This window comes from Gelidibacter japonicus (genome assembly GCF_010725055.1).
Classification (GTDB): Bacteria; Bacteroidota; Bacteroidia; order Flavobacteriales; family Flavobacteriaceae; genus Gelidibacter; species Gelidibacter japonicus.
Genome location: NZ_BJKB01000001.1, coordinates 206,379 through 219,466 on the forward strand (window position 1 = coordinate 206,379; position 13,088 = coordinate 219,466).

A 13,088-nucleotide genomic window follows, 5' to 3' on the forward strand; every position below is an offset into this window, starting at 1 on the left:
TCATTTTTTGCAAATCTAAGTGGAAACTACAAAAAATGCTCCAAAGTTGGAGCATTTGACGTTTATTTAACAAATTTTCGATTATCTCACCCCGTGCATCAGTTTTTTGAGGACAGGATTCAATACCATCGATACAAAACCGACCGCAATTGGAATGACAGCGAAAATCAAAAAGAAAGTTCCCAAAGAATACTCTGCTGAGATCTTATCAATCATACCTCCCATAGTGTTGGCTAACTTCTGACCAACGGCAATTGCCAAATACCAAACCCCGAACATGAAACCGATCATACGTGCTGGGACTAATTTACTTAAATACGACAATCCTAATGGTGATAGACAAAGCTCACCCATGGTATGGAACAGGTAGGCCAATATTAGAAAGATCATACTTACGGAAGCTGTTTGTGCTCCCGATGGAATATCCGATGCCCCGTAGGCCAATACCGCAAATCCAACACCCAACAACACCAGACCTAAGGCATACTTCATGGCCGCACTCGGATTGTATTTGCTTTCCCACCATTTTGAAAAAATGGGCGCCAATGTAATAATAAAGAACGAGTTTAAAATTCCGAACCAAGTGGCGTCAACTTTCAATTCTTCAGAGAAAGATTTGTCGTAAATACGGTAAATAACGAGGATCCATAAGCCAAGGAAGGCAATAGCCAACACAATATTTGAAGCCCCAATCTTGGTGAAGGTCTTTTTGAAAATCAAGAAAATAACATAGGTGATGATAATTAACGGAATAGTGGTCAATAATCCATCAACAATTTTGAATATTGTTGCCGTATTTCCAGTTAAATCACGATTGGTATAATCACTTGCGAACAAGGTCATCGATCCTAAAGACTGTTCAAAGAAAGCAAAAAAGAACACTGTGAATAAAGCGAAAACTGAAACGGCTACCAATCGATCGCGCACTATAGGAATATAGCGAGAGATACGCATAATCAATAATATTAGAAAGAGTATCAACGCGGCAATTACGACCACATTTGAGCCACTCCATCCCATGAACTGAAAAGGCAACATCGTGCTTCCTCCAATTTTCTCAATTGGATCATTAAACAGATAAATCAATCCGCCAACTGATGATAAGGCTATGAGTATTTTATCAAATGTGGTAAACGGATTCAACTTAGTAGCCACTTCAACCTCTTCCTTTATCACCTCCGGATCATTGACATCTTCGGCATCATGTAAAACCACATCAATCTTCTTTGATGGTGCTGCGCCAATTTTCCCAAATATTTTGTGCGCCAATAAAAACTGAAGCATGCCCAGAAACATGAAAATCCCTGCCAGACCAAATCCGTAGGCCCATCCGTAATTTTCAGCCAAATATCCACAAAGCATCATTCCGAAGAAAGCTCCCGCATTAACACCCATATAAAATATAGTGTAAGCGCCATCTTTTTTAGATTCTCTGGTTTTGTACATTTCCGAAATGATCGAAGTGATATTTGGTTTAAAAAATCCGGTTCCAAGTACCAATAGAGCCAAACCTAAATAAAATGACATCGTAGTTTCCATTGCCATTGCTGCGTGACCAAGCGTCATAATGATACAGCCTATAACAACGGCCATGCGGTATCCTGTCCACTTATCGGCTATCCAACCTCCAATGATAGGAGTTAAATACAAAAGCGAGGCGTAGGTACCAATTAACGAAAGGGCGTGCTCACGTGGCCAATCCCAACCCGGGTTATCGCTCACTAAGGGTGCTGTTAAAAACAAGATCAAAAGGATACGCATTCCGTAGAAAGAAAAGCGTTCCCACATCTCTGTAAAAAAGAGAATAAATAGGCCTATTGGGTGTCCGAGAACTGTGTCTTTAAAGAGATTTTCAATATCAGTATTCATAATTTGCTACACAATATATTAGTTATTAATGTCTGGATCTGCAAGTTCAAAAGGTTCATTGTCCTTGATTTCATGTTCATGATCTTCAGCACCATGGGTCAATTTTTTAAGTTTTTTCAAGAACACAATCAGCAACAGACCAAAGGATACCGTGAAGATTGTTAGCCACATAAATGTGGCATACTCTTGTGCACTTTGATCTTCTTCTAAAACAAATGATACTCCATAATTTTTACCATCCCCTTTATTCTCTAAATTCTGCGCCTTATCCTTATCTTTTTCAAATACTAATCTGGCGTGATAAGGATTTGAGGCGGTAATGCCATCCTCTTTAAGTGTTGTCAATAATTCGTTTGTATTGGCGTCGGCTTTTTGGGATAGTTCAAAGAGATTATTCAAGATGGTTCCGCTATTTACATCTTTATACATGACCTGATCATTTTCGGCATAAACTTCGGCTTTGATACTGAAATTCTTATCCTCATTGATTGGGTAGTCATAAATGGTGACTATCTTCTTTTGCTCATTTCTGATTTTCATGGAATCCTTGGAAATAAATGGAATGACCTCTTGTTTACTTACGATCATTTCTCCTTGAAACGGCTCCAATTGCGAAGACGAACCGATACTTCCTGCCAATCGATTTCCAAAACCTGTAGCGGCAAAATAAACGCCCATCATGATTGATGCATATTTGAGGGGTGCCAATTTCGTTATAAATGATAAAGAAACTGGAGAGGTACATAGCTCACCTATAGTATGGAACAGGTATGCCAAAAATATCCAAAACATGGCTGCTTTTCCAAAAGCTTCTGCACTTGCCTCTTTGGATGCAAACATCATAAATACAAATCCTAAGCCCATAATAATGGTACCCACAGCCATTTTAAATAAGGATGAAGACTCTCTTCCCTTCTTCTTCCACCAAATCCAAAAACCACCTACAATGGTTCCAAAAATAATGATATAACCCGCATTGAGCGATTGGAATACAGCAGCGGGAATTTCTTCCAACCAGCTCAGGCCAACCGTACGATCAACTTTGGAATCTGTATAAAGATTCATCAATCCTCCAGCTTGCTCAAAAGCACCCCAAAAGACAATGACAATCAAAAATGATATCAGCAAAACGATAACGCGGTCTTTTTCAATTTTAGTGAGTGGTTTTTTTCTAGCCAATCGTTCTGCTTCGCTTGCCGATTCACCTCCAGAAAACTCCCCAACACCCTTAAGGAATTTTTGACCCCATACAAAGACAATTTGACCAATCAGCATTCCGATTCCCGCAAGACCAAACCCATAATGCCATCCGTAATAATAGGCTACAAAACCAACAGTAATACTGGCCAAAAACGCTCCAATATTGATACCTATATAAAAAATTGTAAATCCGCTATCACGTCTAATATCGCCTTCTTGGTATAGGCCACCCACCATGGTTGAGATGTTAGGTTTTAATCCGCCAACACCCAATATAATAAGGATAAGGCCAGTAAAAAAGGCCCAATCTTGAGGAATTGCCAAAATACCATGACCAAAACATAGCAATAGTCCACCAAAGAGCACGGTTTTCTTTTGTCCTAAAAATTTATCCGCAATCCAACCTCCAGGAATGGACGCTACATAAACCAGCATGGTGTACCAGCCATAGAGCCAAATAGCGTCCTTGTTGCTCCACCCCAGCCCTGGATCAATTGCTGTGGCAGACGTAGCTATGTATAAAACCAAAATCCCCCGCATTCCATAATAGGAAAAACGTTCCCACATTTCAGTGAAAAACAATACAAAAAGACCAGCTGGATGACCAAAGAGTTCTTTGCGATTTTTGGGTTGAGATACAGTTGTTGACATAAGATTTTAGATTATTTTAGATTTTAAAAATAGTGTATTAATTTTTGTGAATCCGTCAATATCACAAATAATCCACATTTTCAAGTCTCAAAAAGAAACATCCCTAATAAAGCTCCACTTCATAAAACATTTCTTTTTTCAAAGGATGTACTAAGTTTATGTGCAAAATGACAACTTCAGTTGTTTTCCGTATTTTTTAATAAAAACTTGATGCCCCTTAATTCATGCACCCGCACCAAACTTATTATAGTTTATGGCTTATAGAATTAAAACTAGTTAATTCCATGCATCATTTTCTTTAATTTAGGATTCAGTATTAACAGAATGACCGCTGCAAAAATTGGTATCGCCGCAATGATCAAGAAAAAGATGGACATTGAATACGTTTCTGAAATTTTATCAATATATGACCCTGTCATTCCAGCAATGAAGTTGGCGATGGCAGAAGCGGTAAACCACGCTCCAAACAATAATCCAGCTAAGCGCTTCGGTGATAGTTTAGATACATAAGATAGTCCTACTGGTGAGAGACATAATTCTCCCATGGTATGGAAAAAATAGGATAGTATCAGCCATATCATACTTACTGAGGCTACTTTTGCCCCTTGGGGTATACTACTTGCGCCCAATGATAATACCACAAAACCAACGCCTACCAATGTCAAGCCCATAGCAAATTTGACTGGACCTGAAGGATTCCATACTTTTTCCCATAATTTACTAAATGAAGAGGCGAGAGTAATAATAAAAAAGGAATTCAGAATTTGAAACCAAGACACAGTGACTTCGGTGTGCTCCAAGCTAAACTCTCTATACACTTTCCAAACACCCAAAACCCATATGATAATAAACGAAATTGCGGTAAAAATGATGGTCAATGGATAATCCTTAAAGATTTTCTTTCCCAATCCATAAAGGACCCAGGTCACAATTAATATTGGGAAAATTGTCAAAATCGCATCCACCCATTTAAATATAGTTCCAGTGTTGCCTTCCAAAACTCTTTGTGTATAATCCTTCGCAAAAACAGTCATTGACCCTCCGGCTTGCTCAAAGGCAAAAAAGAAAAATATACTGGCTACCATCAGTACACCTACAACTACCAATCGATCCCTTACGATGTGAGCAGGTGTCAGCTCTTCTTCGACCTCTTCTTCGACCTCTTCAAAATCGGTAGGTATTTGTTTTTTGGGCTGTTCACCTATAACACCAAAAATCTTACTTCCAAAATAGAATTGTAACATCCCGAACAACATAAAAACTCCAGCCAAACCGAAACCATAATGCCATCCGATTTTTTCACCAATATAGCCGCACAACAACATGCCTAAAAATGCACCAGCGTTAATACCCATATAAAAAATAGTATAACCCGCGTCCTTTTTAGAACTTGTATCTGGATATAAGTTTCCAACCATAGAGGATATATTTGGTTTAAACAAACCGTTTCCAAATATCATTAATACAAGTCCTATATAAAAAAAGGTGGGATTAACCATCTCGAAAGCCATAGAGGCATGACCCAAAGTCATAATCAATGCACCCAATAAAATCGCCTTTCTAAAACCTGTCAACTTATCGGCTATCAATCCTCCAATAAGAGGAGTCAAATAAACCAAACCAGTGTACCAAGCATAAAGCCGCATTGCATCCGCATTACTCCATTCCCAACCTCCTTTGCTTATCTCTGTGATTAAGAAAACCGTTAATAAAGCCCGCATTCCGTAATAACTGAAGCGTTCCCACATTTCGGTAAAGAATAATATAAACAATCCAGCAGGGTGCCCCATTACCATTGTTTCGTCTACGCCTTGCTTCGCTAAATGGGCGATTAATCCTGGGTCTCTTTCTTGACTCATAAGTTCAGTTTTTATAAATTGTCTTTAATATAGTTAGTCATTTTGGTGTATAAATGCAGTCGGGTATTTCCACCGTAAATACCGTGATTTTTATCTGGATATATCATCCATTCAAACTGTTTATTGGCCTGAATTAACGCTTCTACCATTTGCATGGTATTTTGAACATGGACGTTATCATCTGCTGATCCATGGATCAATAAAAAGTTGCCTTTCAATTTGTCTACATGAAATATTGGAGAGTTGTCATCGTAACCAGAAGGATTTTCTTGGGGCGTCGTCATATAGCGTTCCGTATAGATCGTGTCATAATACCTCCAGCTGGTTACCGGTGCCACCGCAATGGCCATTTTAAAGACATCATTACCTTTAAAGAGTGCGTTACTGCTCATGAATCCGCCGTAACTCCATCCCCATATTCCTATTCTATCTTGATCGATATAATTTCTGGCACCTAATTGTTTTGCGGCATCAATTTGGTCTTCAACTTCATATTTGCCCAATTCATTTTGCGTTACCTTTTTGAAATCGGCGCCTTTAAATCCAGTACCCCTGCCATCTACACACGCAACGATATATCCTTTTTGGGCTAAAAAGTAATACCAATAATCATTGGCGTTATTCCATGAGTTTTTAACAGATTGGGAACCTGGTCCAGAGTATTGGAACATAAATAACGGATAGGTTTTGGAGGCATCAAAATCGGTTGGCTTGATCATCCACATGTTCAAGTCATTTCCGTTAACGGCTATGGTGCTGAATTCTTTTTTAGGAAGATTGTAGGCTTGCAATTTCTTTTCCAATGTCGAGTTTTCTTTGATCACTTTCACTAGCTTTCCATCTTTTGCGGTATGCAAGGTATATTCTGGAGCTTTTGTTGCACTTGAAAAAGTATTGATGAAATAAGTAAAATCGGCACTAAAATCGGCTGAGTTGGTGCCTTCCTTTTGAGTGAGGCGTTTTTTATTCTTCCCGTCAATTCTAATCGAATAAACATCCCTATTGATGGAACCGTTTTCAACAGACTGATAGAATACGGTATTGTTCTTTTCATCAAATCCATAATAATCAGTCACTTCCCATGGTCCTTTGGTCACCTGATTGATCAATTTACCATCTTTTGAATAGTGATAGATATGATTGAAACCATCGGCTTCAGACGTCCAAATAAAACTGTTATCCTTTAAGAAAGTGAGGTTGTCCGTCACATCGATATACGCTTTATCCGTTTCGGCAAGCACCAATTTAGAACTCATATTGTTGGCGTTGATCATCCATAAATCAAGTTCATTCTGATGTCTGTTGCTGTATTGGGCACTAAGCACGTTGGCATCGTTAGTCCATTCAATGCGCGGAATATAAAAATCTGAATAAGGTTTTGACAGTTGGACATCATTGATTTTTTTCGAATTCAAATCATAAATATGAAGCGAAACAAGTGCATTGGCCTCACCTGCTTTAGGATATTTGAATACCTCCTGCTCAGGATATAAGCCTTGTCCATAGACATCCATTGAGAACTCTGGTACTTCGGTCTCATCAAATCTGATAAAGGCCAAATAAGTACCGTCGGCATTCCATTCAAAGGCACGAACGAAAGCGAATTCTTCTTCATATACCCAATCTGTAATACCGTTGATAATTTTATTCTTTTCTCCATCAAAGGTGATTTGAATCGTTTGGTTGGTCTCAAAGTCTTTGATGTACAGGTTGTTATGATAACCATAGGCTACTTTTTTCCCATCAGGAGATAAGGTGGGTTCCTGTATTTTTTCATCGGCTATTTTTACCAAGGTCTTCGTTTTGATGTCATAAACGTAGAATATACCTAAAGTCGATCGGCGGAAAATAGGTTCCACCTCAGTAGCCAAAATGATTTTACTTTCGTCTTTGCTAAAGCTGTAATCTGAAAAGTACTTAATGGCATCTAAATTGGATGAATTCACTAAGGTCTCAACTTTGGATAAAGTTTTATAATCATAAACATCTATTGCTGTCGAACCTTGTTCAAAATTTAATACGGCGTAGTGTTTTCCGTTGTTCATGGAATGTAAAGACTGCATTCCTTCGGTTCTAAACGTTCCATTCCAGATGGCATCGAGAGTGATTTCCTTGTTCTGGGCTGAGGCTAAAACAGTTACCAAAAAACAGACAAACAAGGAACTTTTCAAATACTTCATTAAGAGATTTATTTTTGATAAAATGCTGTCAAGGATACTAAAAATAATGCAAAAACACTAAACTTTAATTGTTAAAAACGTAAAGCTAAAATTTGTGACTTTATATTCATGGCAAGAATAGTATCTTTGCATTTATAAACTCTACTTATGCGCAAACCAATTAACGGCTTCTCAAAACTATCTAAACTAGACAAAATTAAATGGATAACTGCCACTTATTTTAAGGATGCAGACGCCGCCACACAAGCCATTAAGCAATATTGGAACACTGACAAGAAGTTGCAACAGCTTCATGATGAATTTATTGAAAACACCATCACCAATTATTATTTGCCTTTTGGTGTGGCACCCAACTTTTTAATCAATGGTAAGTTATATACCATCCCCATGGCTATTGAAGAAAGCTCTGTAGTGGCGGCAGCAAGTAATGCTGCCAAGTTTTGGTTGGATCGTGGCGGATTTAAAACCGAAGTGATTTCCACCACTAAAATTGGTCAAGTCCATTTTATGTACCATGGAGATTATGAGAAATTACAAAAGTTCTTTACCAGCGTAAAACCGAAGCTTATAGAAGACACCCAACAAATTACCAGAAGTATGGAAAAACGAGGTGGAGGTATTCTGGACATTGAGTTAAAGAACAAGACCAAAGATTTAAAGGATTACTATCAGCTTCATGCCACCTTTGAAACATTGGATGCCATGGGCGCAAACTTTATCAACTCTTGCCTAGAACAGTTTGCTAAGACTTTTAAATCTGAAGCGCTTCATTGTGTACACTTTTCTGAGGCAGAAAGCCATATCCAAATCGTGATGAGCATTTTATCCAACTATGTGCCCAATTGTTTGGTAAGAGCTGAAGTTTCTTGTCCCGTTGAAGACCTAAATGAGGACACATCGATGTCTTCAGAAGACTTTGCACAAAAATTTGTACAAGCCATTAAGATTGCTGAGATAGAGCCTTACAGAGCCGTCACACACAACAAAGGCATTATGAATGGTATTGATGCAGTTGTTCTTGCTACGGGTAATGATTTTAGAGCTGTTGAGGCAGGTGTTCATGCCTACGCCGCAAGACATGGAAAATATAGCAGCTTGTCTCATGCAGAAATAAAAAATGGGGTGTTTAAATTTTGGATGGAAATTCCATTGGCACTTGGTACTGTTGGCGGATTGACCAATTTACATCCTTTGGTAAAAGTAGCCTTGGAAATGTTAGGACAGCCAACGGCAAAAGAATTGATGCAGATTGTGGCCGCTGCAGGCTTGGCACAAAATTTTGCTGCATTGCGTTCTTTGACCACTACAGGAATTCAAGAAGGCCATATGAAAATGCACTTAATGAATATACTCAATCAACTCAATGCCACTGTAAAAGAAAAGGAGAAAATGGTAGCATATTTCAAAAACAATACCGTTACACATAGTTCAGTAGAAGCAGCCCTGAGCAACTTGAGGTTATTGGCCAACAACTAGTTGCACTCAAAAAACCAAATAGTAAATTTCAAATTCCAAATACAAAACACCAAAGTCCAAATACCAAAATCCAACGATAAAAAATTGAATCCTCAAAAATTTTATAGCAACGGGAAACTATTGATTACAGGTGAATATCTTGTTCTTGATGGCGCACTTGCTCTGGCCATACCAACCAAATACGGGCAATCGTTTACCATAGAACCTTATGAAAAAAAGATCCTAAAGTGGGAAAGTTTTGATGCAGATGGAAAATTATGGTTTGAAACCGACTTTTTAATAAACGATGGACTGCAATTCGCTGATACGGGACATCATCCCATTACTGATCGGTTATTGCAAATTCTAAACGCGGCAAGAAAACAAAACCCATCCTTCTTAACTGTTAATCCGGGATTTAAAGTGAAGACCCAAATGGACTTTCCCATGAATTGGGGGCTCGGGACCTCCTCCACGCTTCTCAATAATATTTCACAATGGGCAAATATTGATCCTTATGGATTGCTAAAAGATACGTTTGGAGGTAGTGGTTATGATATAGCCTGTGCCATACACAATGTACCTATAACCTATCAACTTGCAAAACATGGACGGACAGTTATTGAACGGAGTTTCAATCCAGCGTTTAAACACCATTTGTATTTTGTCTTTCTCAATAAAAAACAAAATAGCAGGGAAGGCATTGCTGCCTATCAAAAGAATAAAAACAATACCGATCAAGCACTGACTGAAATCAATGCCATAACCAACGATATGATCAGCTGTGACAACTTAGAAACCTTTCAGTTTTTAATGCAAAGTCATGAAACCATTATCTCAAAAATCATTAAGCAACAACCAGTCAAAGAAACCTTGTTTAAGAATTTTAAGGGTAGTATTAAAAGTCTTGGGGCTTGGGGTGGCGATTTTGTTTTGGTTGCATCTGAAGATCAACCAGAGGCCTACTTTAACGAAAGAGGATTTGAAACCATCATTCCTTATGGAACTATGGTATTGCAGTAGAAAGAATCAAGATTAATGAAATCAACCAGAATGCCGGCAGACAGGGGACATAGTCTTGGAATAAACGTATAATGCACTAAGTATAGGGTATTGAGTACTAAGTATAGAGTATTAAGACTGAATACTTGAAACATTGAGAACTCGAAGCCTATTGTAAATCTCGATTTCAAATATGGGTCCTTACCTCAAGTTTTCACAAATATTATATGAAATTCTTTTTTATGTTTTTTTGACCTCTATGGGTCTTTTCTGGAATTACTGCGTAGTTTAAAATCCCCATAGATAATCGCCTAATGGTAATGGCAATAATGCTCGCCCTCTATTTGCGATACCCTTGTAATATTTTCGACAAATTCAATTCATCTAGTTGTATTGATTTGAATCAGCAACCTAGACAATCACGTTCAGATTTTTTTAGAATGACCATCGTTGTGATGATCACTGAGTTCTATCACCAAGATAGCAGTGAAGTTTAAGGTATTATAAAATAAAAAGGAGGTCTTAAACTTTGAGACCTCCTTTTATAATAAATTATTAAAATACTACTAATAAAATGTAGCTCTATTATCAACTATGTCCGCGGCCTCCTTTAAAGCTTCATAAGCATTAATTTGGGCAGCATTTAATCGAGCACTGTTCAAACGGTTGGCAATGGCCTGATAATTGTCCAACTTAGGAGCAGCGGTCTTCTTGGTCACTTCAACCATAAACACACCTTTATTACCATCAATCAATTTAGAAGTTTCACCTTCTTTCAAACCGAAAGCTACACCTACTACTTTAGGCTCTAAACCAGCACCAGACAAGGTTGGGTTTTTCATGTTCACGCCGTTTGCAGTTGACACTGCAACATTTTGACTTTGCGCCACAGCTTCTACAGTGGAGCCAGAAATTTTCTCGCGGATCAATTTTGCTTTTTTCTCTTTTCTGATTTCTGGAATCACGCTAGCCGAGGCAGCCTCAGGAGTCATCAATCCTTTTTTGTTAACACCAGTGACTTGCACCACGGCATATCCAATTCCAGGAATTGAAAAACGTTTGTAATCTCCTACTTTTGTTCCTTTTTCAAAAGCCCAACGCACAATAGATCTTTGACTTCCCAAACCAGGAATATTTTCATCAAGCTCCTTAATATTATTAACAGGTCTTACCTCTACATCATTTTCTTTTGCTACATCTTGAAAGTCGCTCGTTTGAAGTGCAATTTCGAACTTTGAGGTTTTGTTGAATACATCATCAATCGTTTTTTCAGAAGGCTCAATCTTTTGGGCAAGCGTAGCTACTTTGACCATACGATTCTTCGCTTTTTGATCTAAGATTTCGATGACGTGGAAGCCAAAGTCGGTTTTCACAACACCCATATCCCCTGTATTGTTTTCAAAAGTGTAGTCTCTAAATTCAGGAACCATAGAATTGTATGCATACCAATCTAAAACACCCTCTTTCTCATTACTGACTTTATCAATAGAAAAATCCAATAAATCAACAAATTTAGAACGATCTTTTTTGATGACATTCAACAAACTATCAGCGGTAGCTTTTGCTTCTGCTTCTGTTTGGGTTGTTTCCATATCTGCAGCACGAGATCCCACAAATGGAATCAAGATATGTCTCGACTTCACGGAGTCTGGCAAGAACTTCTCTTCAACTACTTTAGTGATCTTAAACATGCCATTATCCTTGTAAGGACCATAATACTGGCCTACACTGAGGTTAAAAATACTGTCTTGGGCTACATCCGGTAAACTCGATTTCGTCACAAAACTATCCGTATACTTTACATCAGAATTTGCGTTAATAAAGCCTTCAATATCCTTAGTTTCTTTCAAACCTAAGACTGTATCCGTCAATTTAGAAACTTCGTTGTACTCCACTCTTGTATTCAACAAAGCAGCCACATTATCTCTAACTGCGTTTTCATCATCTAAAGACGCAACCTCGCTAAACTGAACAAAAACAATATCCCTGGAAGCTTCAACTTCAAATTTCTTTTTGTGTTTATTGATATAATCTGAAATCTCCGATTTGGAAACCTTAACTAAGCTATCTTCAATGGTAGTATAAGGGACATTTACAAACTTAACGTCAACAGTGGCACTTTCCATAGCATATTCTACTTCAGCTTCAGCAAGTGTTGCTCCTACACCAGCTTTAACCAAGTTAAAATACGTTTGCTCCTTAGCACCAATAGCAATTGCACTTTCGTTATTAACCCACTCGTTATAATTGATCTGGAAGTTTCCAAGCTGAGCTCTCTCAGGTGAGATAGCCTTTAAATTTGCTATAAACTCATTCAATCTGTTCTCATCGAAAATCCCTGCTTCATTCATGAATTCCGGAAACTCAGCAAAATTGTTTCTCAAAAGATTTCTCATTTGATCTTTTTCAACTGAAAGTCCCAATCCTTCAAACTGACTCTCCATTACGGCACGTCTTAATTCTTGGTCCCAAACCCTATTCATAGTTTGTGTTGAAGTGCTGCTAGGCCCCATTTGACGTTGCATATTCTCAACACGCATCATAAAGTCCTCACGATTAATGTCGTTACCGTTAATAGTGGCGATGGTATCTTGTGATTCTCCAAAAGCACTACTGTTTCGAAACAAATCAGAAAGCACAAAAGCGAATAAGGCTAATGCGATAATTACAATGAGGAAAATAGAACGTTGTCTAATTTTATTTAAAACTGCCATTTTATTGTATAAGTTAGAAAATATAAGTGCGCGAAAATACCAATTTCTATCAAATAATAAAAGTAGAACTCCATTTTATTAAATTAATCTTGAATTGTTTATGATTGTCCCCACTTGGTGGCTCATTTATTGTGAATAAACATGATGCAGGAGTTAAC

At 38.0% G+C, this 13,088-nt stretch carries 6 protein-coding genes and 1 pseudogene; 2 read left to right on the forward strand and 5 right to left on the reverse strand.

Going from position 1 to position 13,088, the window contains the following annotated elements; translation table 11 throughout:
- Nucleotides 1-81: 81 nt before the first annotated feature.
- The 4 genes and pseudogenes from G6N06_RS00920 to G6N06_RS00935 form a co-directional block, all read right to left on the reverse strand.
- Nucleotides 82-1,869 carry a peptide MFS transporter gene (locus G6N06_RS00920; protein ID WP_163514173.1) on the reverse strand — a complete coding sequence of 596 codons (1,788 nt, stop codon included), beginning with the start codon at nucleotides 1,867-1,869 and terminating at the stop codon, nucleotides 82-84.
- A gap of 609 nt (nucleotides 1,870-2,478) precedes the next feature.
- Nucleotides 2,479-3,720, reverse strand: a pseudogene (locus tag G6N06_RS00925) (peptide MFS transporter); the annotation flags it as partial.
- Nucleotides 3,721-3,992: 272 nt separating this feature from the next.
- A complete protein-coding gene (locus G6N06_RS00930; protein WP_163514175.1) occupies nucleotides 3,993-5,579 on the reverse strand; it encodes a peptide MFS transporter in 1,587 nt (528 codons plus the stop codon).
- Between the two features lie 11 nt (nucleotides 5,580-5,590).
- The gene (locus tag G6N06_RS00935) at nucleotides 5,591-7,759 is read right to left on the reverse strand and encodes a S9 family peptidase (protein WP_163514176.1); all 2,169 of its coding nucleotides are present in this window, start codon (nucleotides 7,757-7,759) and stop codon (nucleotides 5,591-5,593) included.
- Nucleotides 7,760-7,906: 147 nt separating this feature from the next.
- On the opposite strand from G6N06_RS00935, the gene G6N06_RS00940 reads away from it, so the two are divergent.
- Together G6N06_RS00940 and G6N06_RS00945 are read left to right on the forward strand one after the other, a co-directional pair.
- On the forward strand, nucleotides 7,907-9,235 hold the full coding sequence (locus G6N06_RS00940) for a hydroxymethylglutaryl-CoA reductase, degradative (protein ID WP_163514177.1): 1,329 nt from the start codon (nucleotides 7,907-7,909) through the stop codon (nucleotides 9,233-9,235).
- A gap of 84 nt (nucleotides 9,236-9,319) precedes the next feature.
- Nucleotides 9,320-10,237: a GYDIA family GHMP kinase gene (locus G6N06_RS00945; protein WP_163514178.1), complete on the forward strand. Its 918-nt coding sequence runs from the start codon at nucleotides 9,320-9,322 to the stop codon at nucleotides 10,235-10,237.
- Nucleotides 10,238-10,782: 545 nt separating this feature from the next.
- Here the strand turns inward: G6N06_RS00945 and G6N06_RS00950 are convergent.
- On the reverse strand, nucleotides 10,783-12,930 hold the full coding sequence (locus G6N06_RS00950) for a peptidylprolyl isomerase (RefSeq protein ID WP_163514179.1): 2,148 nt from the start codon (nucleotides 12,928-12,930) through the stop codon (nucleotides 10,783-10,785).
- Nucleotides 12,931-13,088: the final 158 nt, after the last annotated feature.